This window comes from Roseburia hominis A2-183 (assembly GCF_000225345.1).
GTDB classification, from domain to species: domain Bacteria; phylum Bacillota; class Clostridia; order Lachnospirales; family Lachnospiraceae; genus Roseburia; species Roseburia hominis.
Genome location: NC_015977.1, coordinates 2,331,268 through 2,353,041 on the forward strand (window position 1 = coordinate 2,331,268; position 21,774 = coordinate 2,353,041).

Here is a 21,774-nt window from a genome sequence, read left to right on the forward strand (position 1 = left end):
TAAAAACGGGGAAAAAAATAGGGCAAAAACTGGTCATTTTTCGTTCCAATTTTTGCCCTCAAACCACAACATCTTGTGGTTTAACATGCCTATTTTTCTCATTTCCCACAATACTGCATCAGAACCACCGACTCAACGGTATTACCTTTTTCCCACAAGAGCCGCCTTACCTCTTGTCCATCACGATATATCGGGAAATTAAACTCTATCGACTTCAAAGGCATCTCTGACTCTCCATTAGGATATATCTGAATTTCCTTTATTAGATAAGTTATAAGGCTTTTCTTTTCCTCGTCACTTATTATATCATAGAGCTTTCCGAAATTCAGCATAAGCTTGTAAATATTGTCCATAGTAATTGCTTCCATTTCGATAGAACTTCTTCTCAGCTTTGCATCTTCAATCCGTTCTTCCAACTCGACAATCGTATCATACAATCCATCAAGCCTTAATGTCATGTCGTGGATTTTTCTTTCTCTGAAACGAGCATCAATAGGCAGATTATCAATCTCTCGCTCCAGACGGGCTTTATTCAAATCTACTTCTTTCAGCTTGCTCTCATAATTGGCAAGTTCCTTATCAATAGCAGTGGTATCAGTCTGTACGCCAATACGCTTTTCTATCTCTTTTGCAAAATATTTATCACTTACCAATTCTTTAACAGCTTCAATTACAAGTGGTTCAATGTCTGTTTTTCTAAGCGATGCCTTGTAATCACAATGATGCCCTCGCTCCTGCTTGTTCCTACCGCAGATATAATAGTAAACTTCTTTGTATGTGCCATCTTTATTCGTCCACGCATGTTTATTCGTATACATTGAGCTTCCACAAATAGGACACTTTAATATTCCCGTCAACAGATGCGACCTGTCCTTACCTATTTTGGACGGCTGCTTAATTCCTGTTGCCATACGTTTTGTGTAAGCTTTTTGCCATAATTCTTCGCTAACTATTCCTTCGTGTTGTCCATCTTCCAGAATATAATCATCTGTATGAACCTGCTTATATTCATTTTTTGTGCCTTTTACCTTTTCTCGTGTTCTCCTGCCATAAGCAATCTTGCCACAATAGACAGGATTATCTAATATCAACCGTATGAAATGGCTGCTCCAAGTTTCTAATGTTCCATTCTGACGGGGTATCTTTTTTATTCCTTGCAAATTAAGATATTTTGCGACTCCGCCAAGCCCTATGTCTGAATTGGCAAACTTATCAAATATAATTCGAATTGCTTCAGCTTCGGTTTCTTCTATTAAGAGCTGATTGTCTTTCAGATAATATCCATACGGAGCAAAACCGCCATTCCAACCTCCCTGTCTTGCTTTTTCTCTGCGTCCGTTCATTGTCTGTTCAATGATATTTTCTCTTTCAATTTCTGCAACCGCAGATAATACAGAAATTAAAAGCTTTCCGCTTGTCTGTGATGAGTCAATACCTTCCTCAATACAAATGAGATTTATTCCATACGACTGCACAAACTCCAATGAATTTAGAATATCTGCCGCATTTCTTCCAAATCGTGAAAGTTTATAAACCAGAATATAATCTATCTCCAATCCGTTCTTTATATCAGAAAGCATCTTCTTAAAAGCAGGTCTCCCCTCAATAGATTTTCCCGATTTACCTGCATCTTCATATATACCAACAATCTCCATTTCCTCTCTGTCAGCAAATCGTTTCAGGCTATTCTTCTGCCCTTCAAGGCTATATCCGTCCACCTGCATTTCAGTACTTACTCTCGGATATAGAACACATTTCTTTCCTTCTCTGTTCATCGTACCACCTCCATAAATTTATAGGGAAATGTGATATGTAAGGCTGCGTAACCTACGCAGCACAATCCAATTCCTGCAAAACGGTCTTTCCATATTTTTCAACTATTTGCACCATAACATTGATAAAAGAATTGAATGTTTCGGTTTCATCTTTCAACTGTTCGTTTTGTAGTTCTGTATTTTGAATTAAATTTTCATTTCCCATAAACGAATACCTCCGCTAAAGTTAAAACGGCTGTACCTCTAAATTATAGAAATACAGCCGCCATTTTACCAATGTGCAAATCTATCCCTCATACCTGCTTTACACTTTTTTCATATTTTTTTAAGTGCAACACTAATGGCAAGAGCCTTGTCAACCCTTCTCTGCTTCTCGCCAATCTCTGCCACCTCCTTTCCTAACTGCTCATAGGCTACGGCAACCTTGCCGCTTTTGTCGTAAGCAAAAATACTTTTGCCTTCTGCGGTAGCTTCCACCGCACGGATAGAATGTGGTATCTCGGTATCAAACACCTTGATTTTCTGACCGTATGCACTTTTGACCGTTGCCGTAATTTCCTTAGAAATGTTGGTACGGGGCATTACCATAGTCATTAAGATACCGTCTATCCGCAGCTTTGGGTTGATTTGCCGCTTGACCATTGATACGGAGCGAAGCAAAAACTCCAGACCTTTAGCAGAGAGATAGTGGGGCTGTGTCGGGATAATTACACTGTCAGCCGCCGCCAGAGCATTGATGGTTATCATACCTAAGCTCGGCATACAATCAATAAGCACATAATCGTAATTCTTTTTAACCTCATTGACATAGGTTTTCAGCACACGCTCACGGCTCATTGCATTAATTAGCCTTACCTCAAAGCCCGACAGCTCAATGTTTGACGGAAGCAGGTCAACGCCCTCTCTGTGGTGGATAATACCCTGTGAAACATCAAGCGTTTTATCGTCTATGATGTTCTGCATTACAGTAGAAAGCGTTATGGGAATATTGTCTGGTCTGTTATAACCCAGAGCCATCGTAAGATTTGCCTGTGCATCGGCATCAATCAGCAGGACTTTTTTACCCTGCTGCACCAGACTTACACCCAGATTAACCGCTGTGGTTGTTTTTCCGACACCGCCTTTCTGGTTAGTCAGAGCAATCACTTTGCAATTTGACATAGATGCGTCCTCCTTTCACATAGATTTAGCCACTTTGTCAAGGTAGCTATGTAAACAGTACCAGAGAACGCAAAAAAGCCGCCTACTCTTAAAATCAATAAGAATAAGCAGCTTTGTAATTTGCCTTAGACATATTCAATTTTCATTCTCTTGGTCGGTGTATTTATGACCTTAAAAATAAGCTTGTCAACACAATCCGTATATCTGCCTTGCTGTATGCGCTGATTTTTTAACTCTACAAGGCTATGTATCAAAAGTTTTCTTTCGTGGCTATCCAAATACAGATGATTAAATTTCTCTCTCATAAGCACACCTCCACTTCTTTAGCTTCATTATATTGGAAAGCATGAGAAAGGACAAATCTGCAAAAAGGGGCAAAAAATAAGCGTACCATTATTTCTAACGATACGCTTTTTAGATTTATTTATTGCTTTTCCAATTTTTGATAAAGAGTAATTTGTCTTTCGAAAGTTGTAATACTTTATGTTTATTTATAATTTGTGCCGCTTTCTCATCATAAGAACTCAATTTATCAATAGCAACGAATATTTGCTTTTCACTTCTACTATATATTGAAATAATGTTTTCCATTGCAACATTTTCAATGTTTTTTAACAATGGCAAATCATGAGCTATAGCCGGCAAACGGGTTAATTCCAGCAATGAAAGATCAAATGATATCAAGTTAGCAAAAGCTGTACCTGTTCCAGTATCCCCCGCAGTATTAAACGAATATTTACTTCCGTGAATATTCAGTGTCGGTGCTCGCCTTCCATCAACATATATTTCTTTATTTAGCTCGTACATTTTGACATTTATTTCATTACATATTTCATCTAATGCCTTTTCTTTTAATTCACTTAAATCATCATTAGCCTGTGATATAGTCCCCTCCAATTGTTTCTTCTTGGTATAGTATCCATTTTCATCATTAAGCTGTTTTATTTGTGCCACCAAATCAACCACTTCATCTACTGCTAATTTAGGTGCATCTTTTATGGACAATTTCTGTTCAATTTCCTTATCTATTTCTATTATCTGATTATTAATTTCCTCGATTTTAGCTTTTAATTCCTTCTCTACTGCTACAAGTTCACTCTTTAATATTTTATTTATATTTTTATGGAAATCCTCCACCTTATTAACCTGTTCTACATTAAAATCTGGAAAATAATACACAAATTGTTCTAACTCAGCACTAATTTTCACAGGTTTATTCTTTATATTATTTTGTGTTCTTAGCAATCTGCTTTGATATGAGTTTAATTTAATAGTAAGTTGGCTTTTCTCCCTCTTAAGTTTTAATATTTCTTGAGAAACCATTGATTCTAAATCAAGCGATGTTGTTACAATTTCCTTCTTTATTTTTTCTAATCGTACGCTTAATTCTTCAATCTTTTTTTCATTTTTATTAAATAAACTTTTTGTGTTGACATTCGGCAAAAAATTCTTTTTTGCTGCATCAACCAATGTAGTTTTGTCACTTTTTAATTTTTCTATTTGCTCCTCATATGCTTTTAATGATTTATATTTATCAAACAATTTTAAAAGAGCTAATATAGATTTAGGTGCTGTTTCTTTTTCAAAATACTGGATAGGTTTTCTTTCATTTAAATTTTCCTTCCCATAAATTCTGAAATATCTACCAACAATATTTCTAAATGTTAACGATTCTAATTGACAATCATACTTTTCTTGCAACCATGCGGTAAATTCTTCCGTTGTTACACTCTGTAAAATTTCAAATTTCTCATTACAAATAGATACAAATTTGTATTCATTTGTACTTCTAATAAAATAGTAATCCTTATTATCAAAATTAAAAATAAATCTGAAATCATGATGACCCAAATTATCTACTACATCATGATTTTTACTTATATAATCATCGCCTCCAAAAACAAAGTCAATAATCATAAGCATAGTTGATTTTCCTATCGAATTAGAAGCAATATCATCTCCTACAATGGCATTTAAACCCTCATGAAATACAATTTCTTTCTGCAAAAATATATTACAACTAATTTTTTTCAACATACTGTATCACCTGCAACCCCTCATTATATTTTATTTTGCCAAGAACATATAGAACGTCCAGAGCCAACATATATTCATTTAAATCTTCAAAATGAGTTTCCACTTGTTCGTATAACCCAATTACTGAAAAATCTGAATCACTAATCTTTTCTAAAATATAAACCGTTTTTGCCAGAATACAATCTTGAAAGCTTATTAGCTTATTCGGCAATATCATGAAAACACCTCACAATCTTGTATAAAATATGCAATCACAATTTCACAAGCCCTTCTTGAATATGACCCTGTCTTTTCATTAAGCCAATCCACTAAAGAAGCATATACGAATTCTTGGTTAGGATTAATTTGCATAGTTTTGCAATAGAATCCCTTTATTTGAGCCGCCAGGGTATCAAATTTATATGGTGTTACTTTGTCCATTTCAATAAATATCTTATGAATATAGTCAAAATAATCTACCACATCGTTTTTAATGGTACGTTTTATTGCAAAAGGTAAGGTGTCGTTGGCTTTTTGCTCTATCTTCAAAGATTCATAACTTAACCGTACCAAGTCTTCCTCTAAAGATTCATCATTTAAATTCTTTAATATTTCCTTTATTTCTTCCTCTATATTAAAAAGTGCATATGTATTTTTTAGCTGTGCATCTTGCAACAATTTCTTTTTAAGTCTTACCCACGAGCGATATTCTTCTATAGTTCGTGGTGTATCAAATTTTTTATGACATATTCTACAGACCGCTATGACATTAGCCAGACTATTAACGTCTTTACTCAAACGTTCCTCGTCTTTTAACAATTCGACTTCCTCTGGACGAGGATTCGCAGGATATATATGTGCCACTTCAAACATTTTAATAATTTGTCCATTCTTGGTATTAGTTAATGGCTTTCCACAAATTGGACATCGCCCATCGACCTCATTAAATAATACCATTTTTTCATTATCACTAAAAATCCTTCGATTATCTCCCATGTTTACCACCTACATTTATAAAATCGTTACTATATTTAATCTTACCATATAGAACGGTAAATGTCGTTTTATAAATTTTATAACTATGCACTAAAAATTAGCTACATACGCCAAAATATTTCAATGCATCCTTTATCGCTTCCACTTTCTCCGCTGTCGGATGCTTCCTCGGCTGTTTCAATTCTTCTACCGCATTAGGAGCATCATACATCGGCAATCCTAAATCTCTCTTTACCTCTGCGATATATGCGGTATGTACTTTGAAGCCGTATTTAGCTTCTATGTACTCCTTTATCATTTTGTAGGTCACTCGTTCCTTGGGCTTGTACTCTTCGGCTCTTTTAGCGATATTATCAAGCGGAACTTTTCCCTCACCTTCGCCAAACTCAACTTTTACGTTGATATGTCCGTCTGGCTTTTTGTGGGAAAGCAGTACAACCGTCTCAACATGCAACGGCATCTTTGTTGGAACACACATTTTCTGCCTCGTGTTCTTCAAAAGAACACACATCTTTATCATTCAACAAGTCATGATTATCGCTCATTTTTAAGCTCCTCCTTGTTGTCTACACAGCCTTTTCACAAAGATTCATATATCGGTCTCTGGCATATGGTATACTTCTGTCATCCATACCCTTTAGCACAAATGTCAGCTTATACGGATCAGCTTTGCCATCCTCTTCCATATCACCGACAACGACTTTCTCCACAATGCTTTCAAATACTACTCTGTCAAATTCATCAAGTACATCAGCCCCTTTAAGCTTCTGCCTGATGAGTTTCATCTTATCAGCAATATTCTTCTGTGATAATACGCAGTCAGAAAATAAATGCTTTTCTTCTTCACATTTATCCAACTTATTGCTAATCTCACTGTATTTATCGTCATAGGCTTCTTTAGAAATTTTATCATCCAGATACATATCAGTCAATTTTTTTCTCTTCTTTTCAAGCGAGGGAATCTCTTTCTCAATACGCTTCAATTTTTCTGTACTGTCGTCTTTGGATAATGTTTCTTCCACTGATGACAACACAGATTCAAGTACATCATCAAAATTCTCTGCAAGCAACTTAAACATCTCAAGAAACGCATTTTCGATAACCACTTCATCTACGGCTTTGCTATGTGGGCAGTTTGCAATTCCCTTATTCGTTGCCGTCCGGCATTTCCATACCGGCTTTTTATGCTTTGTATCCTGATTATGGGAACGTCTGGTGAGATTAGTTCCACAGAAACCACACTGACACATACTGCTAAAAGCGTATTTTCTTGCAAACTTGATTCTCTCCGCATCTGATACATTTTCATTAGTACGATATCTGCTTTTTAAAATATCCTGAACTTTATCCCACTCTTCCTCTGAAATAATGGCTTCATGATGATTCTTCGTATAATATTTATTGGATTCACCGTGATTATCCAGACGCCTCTTTGATATCGGGTCTACTGTGTAAGTTTTTCCCATAAGCAAATCGCCCTTGTACTTTTCATTCTTAAGAATTCCCCTAACACCGCTGTCTGTCCACTTAACATTGCCCTTTTTATTGACCTTACCAAGCCTCGTAAGCTCCTTCGCAATTCTATATGCACCATATCCCTGCAGATACAAATCATAAATCAGGCGAACTGTCTCTGCTTCTGCTTCATTGATAGTTATACTCTTATCCTCCGGGTTATAATCATATCCGAGACATCCGTTAAATCCCATCAGCTCTCCTCTGGACATTTTCATCTGCACACCCATTGTCACATTCTGGGATAAAGACTCAACCTCATTCTGTGCAAGAGCAGATAAAAGTGATAACTGCATCTCACTTTCCATCTTTGATGTGTCAATATTCTCTTTTTCAAAAATTACTGTAACTCCCTTTACCTTCAGCATTCTGGTATATTGCAGTGTATCAACAAGATTTCGTGAAAATCTTGATACTGACTTCGTAATTACAATATCTATAAGACCATTCATACAATCATCAATCATCTTAAGAAACTGCTCTCTTTTCGTTGTTTTGGTTCCTGTGATACCCTCATCAGCGTATATCCCAACCATAACCCACTCTTTATTGGAATCTATCTTATCCTGATAGTACTGCTTCTGTGAATTAAAGCTCTGTATCTGCTCTTCTCCATTCGTGCTGACACGGACATATGCTGCTACTCTTTTTCTTGTAATAGTAAGTGGCTTTCCCATCTTTCTGCGGTCTCTGATAACAGGACCATCCACTTTCTTTATTACTTCTACCTGTTTTTCATCCATAGAAAACGCTCCTTCCCTAAAATCTGTCTGTATAAAATAAATTGGCAGTAACATCATTTCTGCTACTGCCTACACTATAATTCAAAATATAAATGTTAACGAATGTGCGGCTATGCTGTCATAAAAGTTATAACATCATATTCACTCATAATATGAACTCTTGTTCTACTGTACTCATCTTCGGTAATCAGTCCCTTGCGGAAAATCCACCCAAGTACAGCCAGTTTCTTGGCTAATTCTAATTCTTTTGCCATGTGTAAACACCCCCTTCTTAAAATACTAAACATATCACCTTCTTTTACCGAAATCTCAATTGTGATAATCATACCGTTGAAAGATACTTCATTTGGCTTTCTGCATATCACATGTTGTCAGTCTCACAGCTGACCTTTAGTCCCCCGAATCGCTTCGTGACCTGTGGGCTACTCCTGTTCGAGTCCGTTTCCCACCCTTGACGGAAGTGTCTTCACCCGCTCCGTTTCCTACCGGAAACATCTTCGCTGGTTCTGTTGGCATATGATAAAGCTCATTTAGTTTTCAATGTGCAAAAAAGTTGTAGAACATATGTTTGTTCTATGTTATAATATTTATAGCCATTTCAGATATCTTCTGCTGTCTGCTGGCTATGTTTTGTTGTGATAATGATAGTAAATTTTGAGAATGAAACACATTGACGACATGTTGACTGGAAGTTGACATAGACATGGAGAAAGTATGAAAAATCAATTGACATTTGCACATGTGACAGGTGCATTACTTGACAATAAAATAAAGACTTACCCACAGCACCGGCTTGTGCGTGACCTGTTTTCGCTCTGCCTGTTGGATGAAGCCTCTGACTATGGTGAAGCTTCAGATGATAACATCACCTTCAGCCGCTGGTGTAATGGAGCAAGACCTGTTCCTGTAGATATTCTGAATGAATACAAAAATGATACCGGGCGTAATCAGATGATTACGGACTTTAAGAACAAGATTATTCCTAATCTTATAAATGTTTCTAATACCAGATACTTGTTGGAAGATATGATTAATAACAGCCGAAAAATAATTGGCATTACCAAAGCTGATGAATTAATTGCCATTGATGATAATGCCACATTTTTTACAGATGTTATGCTTTACGCCATATTATCTGACCATAACAGAAAGAACCTGTATTCACCGGAGCTTACTGACATTCTGCTAAGTAATCGTTTGCCGGCTGTTGTAAAAGAATTCATCGGAAGAAATGATGAGATAAAAGAATGTGGCAGACTGCTTGCTTCTGAATCCGTTGTTTTCATAAATGGAATCGCAGGAATAGGAAAAAGTGAACTGGCAAAATATTATGCCAGCAGGAATAAAAAGAAATATACCAATATCATCTACCTGTTTTATTCCGGCAGCCTGCGAAAAGACATTGCAGCCATGGAATTTTCAGATGATACATCAGATATGGATGAGGATGCTCTATTTGACTCACATTACCGACTGCTACGCTCCCTGCATCAGGACAGCCTTGTGATACTGGATAACTTTAATGCACTTCCTAAGGATGATGCTTTTTTCAAAGAATTTGTAAAGAATGATTTTGAATTGCTTGTCACGACACGCTGTGAAGTAAAACAATATGCTTCGATTAAGATTAAAGAGATAGCATCTGAAAAAGACCTTTTACAGCTTTTTGCTTCGCATTGTCCTTATTCGGATGATGATACTGAAACAGTTAAACAGATAATAAGAGAAGTTCATTCCCACACCCTGACTGTCGTATTATCAGCTCTTTCACTTGCAGCAGGCGGTCTTGAGCCTGATGAATTACTGCATGAATTAAAGCAGTGTGGGCTTAATATCACAGATAGTGAAAATGTGGAATTATATAAAGATGGGGATTATTATGATGGGCTTATGATTGAACATTTGCGTATTCTTATGCAGATCAGCCGGCTTAACTCTTCTCAAACCGATATACTTAAGAACCTGTCAATCCTTCCGGTATCCGGCGTGTATAAGAATCATTTCAGGAACTGGCTGCAGCTCGCCTCTTTACATGATGTTAATTATCTTGCCCGATATGGTTTTATAACAGATGACATAGAGAATAAGAAAATAAACCTGCATCCTCTGATACAGGAAATCATATATGAGGAATTAAATCCTTGCATTTCCAATTGTCAGACACTTGTAAACAGTCTTCACTCAATCTGCTTGATGCATGGCTTAGAAGTCCGAAAGCCCGATAATACGATACAGGCTATGATAAGTGTTGTAGAAAACATCATCAATGATAATTCTGCCTGTTATCTGCTATTCCTTCAGGATATGTTTCCATATCTTGAAAAATACTCTGTCAGGGATTATATGTCAAAACTGGCTGACCGGATATCATACCTTATGGAACAGGAGCATATCGATTCTGTCTGTGACAGAGCATTACTTTTAGACTACAAAGCAGAGCTTTCATACATTAGAAAGGATTATGATGTGGCTGTAAAGAAACGTGAAAAAGCTATACACCTGCTTGAAAATGAAGATGACACTATGAACACCATGAATCAGAAGCGCTATATCAATCTACTCTCAAATCTTTATAACAATCTGTCCAATGTATATCTTGCACTTAAAAAAACTGATAAAGCAACCGAAGCCTTACACAAGGCATTTGAGATAAGGATTTCATATGCTGACACCGGCATAATTGAAACGCATGATATGCTCCAACAGATGCTTAATCTTGTAAATATGCTGATACTTGCTGGTGATTTAGAGCTTGCACGGCTTGTCCTTAATCAATATGATGCTCTTGTAACAGATAACGAAGGCTACAACACTTTAGATTATGGCTGCTGCCGACTTGCTTCCGGAATAATTGCATTAAAGGAAGGTAAACCAGTAGAAGCCGAAAAGAATCTACTGGCAGCAGAGAGTATTATCAATGCTGCTATGGATACCAGTGATTCTGATTTAGCTTCATCTGATACTGCTGTTTCAGCATTTGATAATTATGTTTCTAAGAATAACTATCTGAAATCTGTATACGGATATCTGAATAATCTATATGCCAGATGGCACAAGCCTGAGAAAGCACTGGAATATAAAGAAAAATGGCTGAATGCCAAGAATGAACAAAATAAGAATATCACACACAGAAACGCATAAACTATTAATGCCACTAAAAAATACTGTTTGACATCGCCAGATATCAATGGTATAGTATCTTTAGTGGTTGCGCTGCGGAAACTTGCGATGCCCGCAGCCGGTGGAGTTCCATGCGTGGACTCCACTTTTTTTATGCCAAAATAAAGGAGGATTCAGAAATGGCTAATAAAACATTTTTCACATATGATGAGCAAATCGAAAAGCTTGAAAAAGAAAAACAGCTTGTTATTTCCGATCCTGAATTTGCCAAAACCACTTTACAAAAGTTAGGCTATTTTTCATTAATCGGCGGTTATAAGGATTTATTTAAACATAAACCATCCGGTAATTATCTACATGGTGTTACTTTTGAAGAAATTACCGCTTTCTATTACTTTGACGAAGAATTAAGAACGCTCTTTCTAAAATATATCTTACATGTGGAAAGACAGTTGAAATCCATGCTTTCCTACTACTTTTGCGAAAAATATGGAGAACAACAGACGGCATATTTAACTGCAGGTAATTATAACTATACTCGCAGAAATCAAAGCAAAATAAATCGCCTGATTACTACCTTAAGTAAAACTATCGCCTTGCCAAGCAACTATAGTTATATCACTCATCATGCAACAATGTATGGAAATGTCCCTTTATGGGTAGCAACCAATGCGCTTACGTTTGGACAAATTTCAAAAATGTATCAATATACGACTTCTGATATCCGCACCAAGGTTAGTCTGAATTTTGCCAATATGTCAGAGGTTCAGTTGCATCAGCTCATCCGTATCCTCGCAAGCTGTAGGAATGTATGTGCTCACAACGAGAGACTTTATTCATTTCAAGTAAATGAAGCAATCCCTGATACTGTTTTACATAGCAAATTACAACTACCACGGAAAAAAGGACAATATGCTATTGGAAAGAAGGATCTATTCGCAGTAGTGATTGCTTTGCGTTATCTTATTGACAATCAGGAATTTAAACAATTTAAAGCTGAGCTCAAACAATTGATTCATTCCGTTCGCAAGAACTGCCCACACATCAGCCAGGAGCTGCTATTTTCCAAAATGGGTTTTCCTGAAAAATGGGAAAAAATTATGTGCTATAAAAAATAGTTGCATGACGTACAATCAGTGAGAGAAGTTACACCATGTTTTCTATTAATATAACCGACGTAACTATTCTTCATCATAAAAGTCATCAAGTACATATGTTGTTACAGGTGTAATATAAAGTTCATACTTAATAACAAGCCTTACCAGATCATTGCCATCAATTAACGTTATTGGTGTACCTTCTCTTGCTGCCTCCCTTGCTGCATTAGTAAATCTGCTATTTGTAATAAACACTCCATAATCTGCCTGAAATTTATTCATAGCCCCCAAAAACTGATTTATATCAGGCTCACTCACAGGAGCTGTGTTATATCGTTTACATTGAATTACAACTCTGGTTGTTCTGAAATCATCATCGTCTGTATGATATCCATATCCATCAATTCCACCATCATTCGATATTTTAATACCCTTATCCGTAAACTGTACTCCCATTTTAGTCAGTAATGCTCTCGAGAATTGTTCAAATTTCTTAGGAGACATATTTGCTATTGCACTTTGCAATTTGACCTTAACATCATCCAATATATCATCAGCATTTATACTGTTTTCATCTTCGATTTCTTTTGGCATTACACTATTCTTCTCTTTATTCTTAGCTGATTTTTCTTCCCAATAAACAGCTGCCTTTTCTCGAACCTCCTTCTTAACATCAAAATTTGAAACATCAACAGCGGCTCCTTTTTCCGTTAATGTCACAAGTGGTTTATATCTAACATATGTAAGGAATCCCAAATAACTTAACTCTTTAAGAGCAAAATTAAACTTAAAATCAAATTTCTTATATTTAGAACCGGTTTTATTAGATGTATATAGCTTTTGTTCAAATTCAGCAATCTTCTCGTCTTTTTCGCTAATTCTATCCCTAATTTCTGCTCTCTCCAATTGCCCCCCGGCTTCTTGTAGCACTTCTATGATTGGCTTTATTAAGTATGAAACTTGTTCCTCTGTATTTAATGTATCGTAAAACATTATGTGTCTTCCTTTTCTTTGCATATTTTGTTATTTATTAAATAATATCCAATATTCTTGTAATATGATAGCCCATATCATAATAATTATTTCTCTGATAAATGATTATTTAGAAGAGATGGCAAAGACCATCTATGACTATTGGTTTGTGCAATTTGATTTTCCTGATGAAAACGGAAATCCATACAAATCTTCTGGGGGTAAAATGATATTTTGCAAGGAACTAAATCGAAATATTCCTCAAAATTGGGAATATACATCCGTCGGGAATATTACAAAATGCCTTGATTCTGATAGAATTCCACTTTCTAGTCATCAACGTGAGGAAATGAAAGGTACAATTCCTTATTATGGTGCAACTGGGATAATGGATTATGTTAATCGTCCGATTTTTTCAGGAGATTTTGTACTTTTAGCAGAAGACGGTTCTGTGATGGATGACAATGGAAATCCAATATTACAACGAATATCTGGTGATGTATGGATTAATAATCATACGCATGTTTTACAACCTGTGAATGGTTACTCCTGCCGTTTATTATATCTACTATTGAAAAATATACCTGTATCAATGATAAAAACCGGTTCAATACAACTGAAAATTAATCAAGCCAATTTGAACAGTTATAACATTTTGAATATTCCCAAAGAAATCCGTACACAATTCATTAATCAGATTGAACCTATGGACACCAAAATCATACAACTTCAAAAGGAAAATAACATTCTAGTGCAAACCAGAGACTGGCTTCTTCCAATCTTGATGAATGGTCAAGCAACCATCGAAGATTGAGGTGCTAAATAATCATTTATCTGGTGATTTTTTCTGATTTTCTCATCAATAAGTGAGAGTAACTTGGTAACTCTTTCTTGTATTTTCAAACTTGGAAGAGGAATATCTATATTCTCAAAAACACTCTTACTAAGTATTGGTGTTCTGGTAACAGATGCAATTGAAAATAAATAATCTTTTTTCCCTTTTAACCAATAATAAACATATCTTGGATCAACCAATTTATGATTAAAATCTATTATTGCATTAATCTGTTGGTTTGTCGCACACCTACTATTACACATAGCAACATTTCCCATATCCCATCCTATACATCCTGTAAGCACACTTATTCCATCAATGGAATTTGATTCTATTGATTTCAATCCCTCCTCAGTTATAGTTTTTTCAGACTTTTCTATCAAGTAATCACCGTGTAAATCAGAAGGTGAAATAAACATTATATTTCCTCCATAATATTCATTCACACCAGTTAATGGAGTTTTTCCTGTTACTACACGTCCTATATCCTTAATTTTCATAAAGACATTTCTCCTATCCAATATATTTTCTATGAGCAATCTTAACATTACTCTGCTTGACCATTGCATATTGCAATGTTGTATCTATTCGTTGATGTCCTAATAATTTTTGTAATTGTTCTATTGGCATCCCCTTATCAATGGCTACTGTTGCCAGTGTTCTTCTAAACTTATGAGGATGAACTTTCTCTATATTCAATCGCTTTCCCATTTCTCGAAGTCTCAGTTCTATCCCACCTATTTTCATTCGATTGTATGGTGCTTTAAGTGATACAAACAATGCCTCATTATTATCTGTCCTTGAATCAAGATAATTCTGCAAATGTATCTTCGTTCTGGCATCAAAATATACCATGCGTTCCTTATCTCCTTTACCAAACACAATACATTCTCTTTCATCAAAAGAAATATCATCTCTGTTCAGTAGCACCAGTTCACCCACACGCATTCCTGTTGAAGCCAAAATATCAATCAGCGCTAAGTCTCTTGGATTATCGCAGTTATCTCTCATAGATTCTAATTGTTCATCTGTGTACGTTTCCTTTATAGTACTAGCAGCCTTAATTCTATGTATTCTGCGAACTGGACTTTTAATAATATAATCCTCATCCTCCAACCAAGAAAAAAAACTTGAAAATATCCTTCTAATATTATCAATTGTTACCTTGCTTGATTGTTTCTCCTTCTGATATTCCGCCAAATAAGTTCTTAGGTCTTCTGTAACAATTGTACAAACTGATTTTCCAATACTATCAAGCATTTGCTGTATTGTATTTTTATAGTATATCAGTGTTTTTTCTGAACAACCTTCAATCCTTTTTGCAGAAAGAAATACTTCCAAATAATCCACTTCTTTTTTCTCTGTATCAGCTTCTTGTTTGGCTTCAATGGAAACATTATAAAGATATATCTCCAATGTAGTCTTCAACTTGCTTAATTGTTCATTATTTAGTGACGAAATCATCTCTCTTATGATCTCTGATATTATTTTCTCTTTCATGTGTTTCTCCTTTATATGTGAGAACCACCATGAAGTGGAGTTCTTGTATTTGCTCTCGCCACTTTCAAGAGTTATTTTTTATATTATAAATGATTATTTATCATATCAATCTTCGATGGTGGTCTGACCATTCATTAACATTGGAAGAAGCCAGTCTCTGAGAGTGATAAGCTGCACATTTTCTTTGGTGTTGCTATTGATAAGATTATATATAGGTAATATTGAATCATTGAACTGATTTAACAGTGATTGTGGTGGAATAGGCACAATCAAATTTTTCAGAGTTTCTTGACTTACATTCTTCAAAATGGAACCACCGGTTTGAGTTGCGGAACTACCTTCAAATTGTCTTAAATATAATGTTAAGTAGTTTTGTAAGGTATTATCAGATGGTGTACAACAAATAATAAATCCACAAAAAATTATATTACTACTTGGATTGCATAATATTCTTGTAGCTCCTGGTATCCCACTACGGGCAATGATAATGCTATCATCAGATACATAGTATTTATCACCTTGTTGCTTTGGAAGACATATCTCATCAAAATTGCTTTCGTCAAGAAAAAGCGTAGAAGATGAAATGTTTCGTACATTAATAATTTTATATATGGTATTACCATCAACATTTTTGTCGTAGTTAATACCGTTACGAAAAGAGCATATTGTCCCCAGTGGCTTAACTTTCCAATCGGCTGGAATTAGATGATTAATCATTTTATTCCATACCATTAGCCCATTTGAAGCCTTGTATGGTTGTCCGTCCTCGTTAGGAAAATTATATTGAGTGAACCAATAATCATACAACAGCTGGAGTTGCTGCTCTAAATAATCATTTATCTCCTTATTTTTTTGAATTTTGCACTCAACAGCATAAAGCATATCCCCAATTCTTACCTGTTCTTCATAAATTGGCAAGTAAACATCCAAAAACGTAAAAATATCCTCATTAAAACTTGCTCTCAAAGTCATAAAGGCATTATTAGTTACAGCTTTACGAAACAATTCACTTCTAAAATAAAATGCCATGTACTTGGGATATGCTATTCCTTCTTTCTTAGGTCTAAGGCGTTTTGTAAATCCACTATAAGTTGCTTTTGGATAATCCTTTACTGCTACACAACTCATAGCTAGTTCGTCTATTGTTTCACTTGTTCGTGTAATAAGGACATCTCCTGCTTTTATCGAATATATCTCCTGTTCTTTCTCATTTGTATCCATCAAATCAAATAACTCATCTGGCAAAAAATAATTATTAAAGACCGTGCTAAAAGATACAAATGGTGCACCATGTCCAGCCTGTTCTTTTGTAGATGAAATTCCGGAACTCATCTCATATAAATCAGATAAAGCATATTTTGTAATCCTACTCATATTTCACCTTCTTTAACTGTTCCAAAATTTCTGTCTGCAGTGCATTTCCCTCAGCAAACAATTCCGTTAATTTTTCTGTATATCCATCCATTTTTTTCTGAAACTCTTCTTGTGTCAGCTCAACATATTCAATCTTTACTTCAAAATACTGTCCTGCGCTGAATGAACATTTTTTCTGCTCTATCTTGTCATAATCTACAACCACAGAAAAATCATCCTTTGTTTCAAAGTTATTAAAGGTATCGATAATATTCTCTATTTCTTCTGGTGATAAAACCGTTCTTTGGTTTTTTCCATCTACCTTAATCTTTGTTCCAAGTTTAGATGCATCCATTAAGATTGCCTGCTCATACTTCTTTGAATTGTCTAAAAATAACACAGATACATTTGTTCCTGTCGTAGCAAAAATATTGCTTGGCATTGAGACAACACCTCTGAGCATTCTGTCTTCAACAATGCGTTCTCGTATTTTCTTAGGGATTCTAGTTCCTGCTGTTAGAAATCCTGTTGGAACTACTACGGCTGCTCTGCCACCATTCTCTTTCATGGAAAAAATAATGTGCTGTAAGAACATCTGATAGATTGCCATGCTATCCTTGTTCTTATTTGGTACATTAGGCACTCCAGCCCAAAATCTTTCTTTATAAATATCTCCCGCAAGAGTATCTCTGTTATCAGAAAAATCCACATTAAATGGAGGATTGCTAACAATATAATCAAATTTCATCAAACCATTTTTCTGACGGTTCAAATGCTGTGGAGAAAGAAGTGTATCTCCATGCACTACATGACCAAGTGAATGTACCAAGTTATTTAAAATAAGATTGAGTCTCAAAAATTCATTAGACTTTTGAGAAATATCCTGTGTATAAATCGTACAATTACTTTCGCCAATTTCATGTGCAAGTGCAAGTACCAGAGTTCCAGAACCTGCTGCCGGATCATATACGGTTACATTCTGCACACCTTCCGGCACCATAATTCTTGCAATAATACTTGCAATAGAATGTGGTGTATAATATTCTGCATACTTGCCAAAATCCTTGTTATAATCCTTAATCAGATACTCAAAAATAGTCGCAAAAAAGTCATATTTCTGTGAAAAAGCCTCTGCAAAACTGAATGTAACTAATTTATCAATCATAGCTTTGCAGAAATCAGACCTCCGATTTGACTCTGTTACATTTTGAGATAAATTCTGATCAAATAGACGAATCTTATCACCGGAGCCAGTACTTACAGAGAACACATCTAGATTAGTGTTAGAAATATCCCATAAGGTTGAATCAAATAATTCGTTAAACTTCTCATCATTCTTATGATTGAAAAGATAAGATATAAAATGCTCTCTCTTGAGTTTTGCAGTAGCCGGTGGTAGAAGCATCATAAGCATTTCATAGTCATCTTCTGACATAATATTTAATGCCTGCTCCACATTCTCGGAATTTTTTAACTCTTCATCCGCCTGCTGTACCTCATAGATAAACTTATCATTTAAAAACTTATACAAAAAAATCTCTGTTATAATCTTATATTCACTACTAGCATTACCAAGTCCAAAATTGGTACATACTGTCTTAAGATCATCTATCATCTGTTTTGTATTTGCTATTATTGCTTCTGTTGTCATCAGGAAACCCAATCCCTTTCTAATATATATTCTTTCGACAGGCAATTATCTATAAACATAAGTTGAGGTTTGTCTATTCTAACATTTTCTCCCATACATGCTCTCAAAATAATTGGCTGTAACGATTTAATAAAATAATCCTCATTATCAAGGATATTCTCATTATGAGCAATCTGATCATCTGCCTTAGACTTAACACTCATTAAAATTCTATGTACAGTAATTGCATCTGCAATGGGTGGTGGACTACCCATAATTCTCTTATGAGTTCTCATGTATTTAACATCACCTGAATACTTTGCCGCAAGCATACGATCTGCCAGATTTCTTTTTTCTGCCTTCTTTTTCAAAGTATCCAGTTCCCCCATCATCTGCTTCATTTCATCTGTTGTGAGTTCCTCAATATTTTTCTTCTTGAATACCCGCTTTAATTCATCAAGAAGTGCAATGTATTCTGGATCTTTTGGATCAAGGCATCTGTCTACGATTTCTCTTCTTGTTTTTTCCAGGCTATCTCTAAATGCATCAGCAATGATAAGTTCTTCTTCTTTTATCTTGCGAAACTGGAAATCTATCTGATCCAATGCCATATTGAGTACCTGTGACATATCCTCTGATGAATCAATGCTATTTTTTAAGTTAATAATGCTAATTCGATTATTGACCTCATTCAGACACTTAATTGCATTCTCGACATTGAAATGTTCGTATAAATCCTCATACCCATACAAACGGATCAGATTATACATCGCCTTATAATTTTCTAATGCTTGTCGTAAATCAAGTAACTGCTTCTTATCATCAATCTCGCTAATTTGATTAATAAAACTTACCACATTGCTTGTATCATATAGAAAAAGCTGATTTTTTACAACATTCAGATCTTTTTCAATATCTTCTTTGCTCTTAAAAATATTACTATAGTTTTGTACCTCATCTCCAAGTTCAGATTGAAGTTCATCAAAATATGCTTTATTTGTTTTATCAAACTCATCTTTGATATTTGCAAAATCAACAACATATCCATAATGATAACCTTTATAGGGGCGATTTACTCTAGTTAACGTTTGAAGCAGATTATGTGCTTTAATCATTCGTGCCAAATACTGCTTTTTTAATCGAGGAGCATCAAAGCCGGTCAAAAGCATGTTATAGACCACCAAAATATCTATATTGCCTTTCTTAAACTCTTCCTGATCGTTTTTTCTATCCTGCTTTGTGCCTTCATCATGAAGTACCAGTGCATGTGTATAATCTGAAAAACGATTTAACTGCCTGTCCACTTCCCTTGCCTGTTCCGAAGAATCACAAACAATCATTGCTCCGATAGTAGAATCTAATGCTGTCCTGCCTTCCCCAAAATCATGAATGATATAATCAACCATCTTTTCTACAAATTTAGGATGAGCATATAAATTTTTCTTTGCTATGCTTCCCTGTCTTACTATTTGATTAAGTGTATCATTCATCTGATTCTTATAAGTCGTTTCAATTTCCTCGCGAATCAGCTTTAATGTGTAACCATCTGCAATTGACTGATTATAATAATATTTATGAATATAATTGCCAAATACATCTTTTGTATTGTATCCATCTCCAATAAGAGGAGTACCTGTAAGCGCTATCTGCACCGCATCTCTATCAGATGCCATAAGATTTGCCAGAAATGATCCTGTTGGATTATAACTCCTATGTGCCTCATCCAAGAAGTAAACTCTCTGTACATCCACATTATAGTCAGATGGTTTAGTAACAGAATCCTTGGAAAACTTTTGAATATTGATTACAGTCATTGTCACTTTCCCACTGGTATTTGACTCTCCGGGATTTGTAATATCTGCAATAAACTCTTCCTTATCTTTTATCAATTTTACTTTAAGACCTCTAGCTTCAAATTCATTCTTCGCTTGCTCTGCTAAATCTAAACGATCCACTATAAAGTAAAACTTGGCAATCTTCCCCTCCTCTTTACTAAAATAGTCGGTCAAGAATCTTACATTGGAATATGCAAGTGCTGTTTTTCCGCTTCCCTGCGTGTGCCAAATTACACCTTTTCTAACTCCTTCTCTCAATTTATCTCGAATTGCCAATGTTGCAAACAACTGAGGATATCGCATAATATGCTTCTCTATCTCTGTAATACCATCTTTGTTGGTTGTGGTTTTATAACATATTCCATACTTTAATAAAAACAATAATCTTTCTTTTGTATATAAAGATGTAATGATACGATTTGTAGGCGAGTTTTCCGATAAGGAAGAAGCATACTCTGGAGTTCCTTTAATAGAAATCAGATTTGTATCACTTAAAATAAAAGCTTCCTCCTCTGGATTAATTGCTTGCATTTTTGCCCCTAATTCCTCTGCTCTCTGCTCACGAAACTTGCTAAAAAACATTCTTTTATAGCTGCTGGAAGCATAAAAAGCTCCTTGAATTGGTTCAATATCAGAGTCATCATATTCATTATTATTAGAAAACACTGTAAACTGAGTCATTCCAACAAACCGTCGATAAATCTTATTTCCAAACCTTCTCTCCATACGACTTCGTTCTGTCAGAATTCCCTCACGGTTATTATGACGCTTGACCTCTATAAATGATAATGGCATTCCATTAACCAGCACAACAATATCTGGGCGAAAATTATCATCACCATTTTCATATGGTAATTCAGTTACTACTGTATAGTCATTCTGTGTTCCGCTTATATCATTAAAATCAATCAACTTTATTCCATTAATATCTGATTGCAATATCTGAAAAAATGATTTTCCAAGATCATCATTATCTAATTTAATCTTTAGTTCTCCGATAATTTTCTTTGCATCCGCAAGTGTTAATTCTGTTTGATTAATTCTATTAATTGCAGACAAAAACTGACTATAAAAAATGTTAGTATCACCATCATAGTCTATGTTACGTTCTTTATCTTTAATTGACATATAGGTATATCCAAGCCTTGTAAAATGTACAAGTGCCGGAATCTTTACTCTGGAATCTTCTGGTCTTCCCATAAGTGCCTTTCACCTCCAATACGTCA

The 21,774-nt window shown here is 35.2% G+C and carries 18 protein-coding genes and 1 pseudogene; 3 read left to right on the forward strand and 16 right to left on the reverse strand.

The genetic code is table 11. The annotated features are described in order from the left end of the window. Positions 1 to 98: 98 nt before the first annotated feature. The 10 genes and pseudogenes from RHOM_RS10480 to RHOM_RS17710 form a co-directional block, all read right to left on the reverse strand. Complete coding sequence (locus tag RHOM_RS10480) at positions 99 to 1,775, reverse strand: recombinase family protein (protein WP_014080283.1); 1,677 nt, start codon at positions 1,773 to 1,775, stop codon at positions 99 to 101. A 52-nt stretch (positions 1,776 to 1,827) separates the two neighbouring features. Continuing rightward, positions 1,828 to 1,980: a hypothetical protein gene (locus tag RHOM_RS17705; RefSeq protein ID WP_014080284.1), complete on the reverse strand. Its 153-nt coding sequence runs from the start codon at positions 1,978 to 1,980 to the stop codon at positions 1,828 to 1,830. A 110-nt stretch (positions 1,981 to 2,090) separates the two neighbouring features. After that, complete coding sequence (locus RHOM_RS10485; RefSeq protein ID WP_014080285.1) at positions 2,091 to 2,936, reverse strand: ParA family protein; 846 nt, start codon at positions 2,934 to 2,936, stop codon at positions 2,091 to 2,093. A gap of 125 nt (positions 2,937 to 3,061) precedes the next feature. After that, complete coding sequence (locus RHOM_RS17990) at positions 3,062 to 3,241, reverse strand: hypothetical protein (RefSeq protein WP_014080286.1); 180 nt, start codon at positions 3,239 to 3,241, stop codon at positions 3,062 to 3,064. A 115-nt stretch (positions 3,242 to 3,356) separates the two neighbouring features. Next, positions 3,357 to 4,973 carry a DUF2326 domain-containing protein gene (locus RHOM_RS10495; RefSeq protein WP_014080287.1) on the reverse strand — a complete coding sequence of 539 codons (1,617 nt, stop codon included), beginning with the start codon at positions 4,971 to 4,973 and terminating at the stop codon, positions 3,357 to 3,359. Then, positions 4,957 to 5,190: an ABC-three component system middle component 7 gene (locus RHOM_RS10500; RefSeq protein ID WP_006525954.1), complete on the reverse strand. Its 234-nt coding sequence runs from the start codon at positions 5,188 to 5,190 to the stop codon at positions 4,957 to 4,959. The genes RHOM_RS10495 and RHOM_RS10500 overlap by 17 nt, the downstream gene beginning before the upstream one ends. Continuing rightward, positions 5,187 to 5,948 (reverse strand): ABC-three component system protein, encoded by a 762-nt coding sequence (locus RHOM_RS10505; protein WP_006525955.1) that lies wholly within the window; start codon positions 5,946 to 5,948, stop codon positions 5,187 to 5,189. The genes RHOM_RS10500 and RHOM_RS10505 overlap by 4 nt, the downstream gene beginning before the upstream one ends. Before the next feature lie 97 nt (positions 5,949 to 6,045). Then, positions 6,046 to 6,402, reverse strand: a pseudogene (locus RHOM_RS10510) (RNA methyltransferase); the annotation flags it as partial. Between the two features lie 112 nt (positions 6,403 to 6,514). Beyond that, a complete protein-coding gene (locus RHOM_RS10515; protein WP_014080290.1) occupies positions 6,515 to 8,206 on the reverse strand; it encodes a recombinase family protein in 1,692 nt (563 codons plus the stop codon). A gap of 110 nt (positions 8,207 to 8,316) precedes the next feature. Next, the gene (locus RHOM_RS17710) at positions 8,317 to 8,460 is read right to left on the reverse strand and encodes a hypothetical protein (RefSeq protein WP_014080291.1); all 144 of its coding nucleotides are present in this window, start codon (positions 8,458 to 8,460) and stop codon (positions 8,317 to 8,319) included. A 460-nt stretch (positions 8,461 to 8,920) separates the two neighbouring features. Between RHOM_RS17710 and RHOM_RS10525 the strand changes: the two genes are divergently transcribed. Beyond that, positions 8,921 to 11,347, forward strand: a complete 2,427-nt coding sequence (locus RHOM_RS10525; protein WP_014080292.1) for a tetratricopeptide repeat protein — start codon at positions 8,921 to 8,923, stop codon at positions 11,345 to 11,347. A 158-nt stretch (positions 11,348 to 11,505) separates the two neighbouring features. Next, positions 11,506 to 12,444 (forward strand): Abi family protein, encoded by a 939-nt coding sequence (locus RHOM_RS10530; RefSeq protein WP_014080293.1) that lies wholly within the window; start codon positions 11,506 to 11,508, stop codon positions 12,442 to 12,444. Between the two features lie 63 nt (positions 12,445 to 12,507). Here RHOM_RS10530 and RHOM_RS10535 read toward each other — a convergent pair whose 3' ends face one another. Then, positions 12,508 to 13,416, reverse strand: a complete 909-nt coding sequence (locus RHOM_RS10535) for a restriction endonuclease (protein WP_014080294.1) — start codon at positions 13,414 to 13,416, stop codon at positions 12,508 to 12,510. 118 nt (positions 13,417 to 13,534) lie between these two features. Here RHOM_RS10535 and RHOM_RS10540 point away from each other — a divergent pair, with 118 nt between their 5' ends. Continuing rightward, the gene (locus tag RHOM_RS10540) at positions 13,535 to 14,209 is read left to right on the forward strand and encodes a restriction endonuclease subunit S (RefSeq protein WP_014080295.1); all 675 of its coding nucleotides are present in this window, start codon (positions 13,535 to 13,537) and stop codon (positions 14,207 to 14,209) included. Here the strand turns inward: RHOM_RS10540 and RHOM_RS10545 are convergent. From RHOM_RS10545 to RHOM_RS10565, 5 genes are all read right to left on the reverse strand, one after another. Next, entirely contained in the window at positions 14,188 to 14,730 is a 543-nt protein-coding gene (locus RHOM_RS10545) for a restriction endonuclease subunit S (RefSeq protein ID WP_014080296.1), read from the reverse strand. The two genes, RHOM_RS10540 and RHOM_RS10545, sit on opposite strands and share 22 nt — an antisense overlap. Positions 14,731 to 14,743: 13 nt before the next feature. Next, positions 14,744 to 15,730, reverse strand: coding sequence for a site-specific tyrosine recombinase/integron integrase (gene xerA / locus RHOM_RS10550; RefSeq protein WP_014080297.1), 987 nt, complete (start codon positions 15,728 to 15,730; stop codon positions 14,744 to 14,746). A gap of 105 nt (positions 15,731 to 15,835) precedes the next feature. After that, on the reverse strand, positions 15,836 to 17,104 hold the full coding sequence (locus tag RHOM_RS10555) for a restriction endonuclease subunit S (protein WP_014080298.1): 1,269 nt from the start codon (positions 17,102 to 17,104) through the stop codon (positions 15,836 to 15,838). Next, positions 17,097 to 18,734, reverse strand: a complete 1,638-nt coding sequence (locus RHOM_RS10560) for an HsdM family class I SAM-dependent methyltransferase (RefSeq protein ID WP_014080299.1) — start codon at positions 18,732 to 18,734, stop codon at positions 17,097 to 17,099. The genes RHOM_RS10555 and RHOM_RS10560 overlap by 8 nt, the downstream gene beginning before the upstream one ends. Then, complete coding sequence (locus RHOM_RS10565; protein ID WP_014080300.1) at positions 18,734 to 21,748, reverse strand: type I restriction endonuclease subunit R; 3,015 nt, start codon at positions 21,746 to 21,748, stop codon at positions 18,734 to 18,736. The genes RHOM_RS10560 and RHOM_RS10565 overlap by 1 nt, the downstream gene beginning before the upstream one ends. Positions 21,749 to 21,774: the final 26 nt, after the last annotated feature.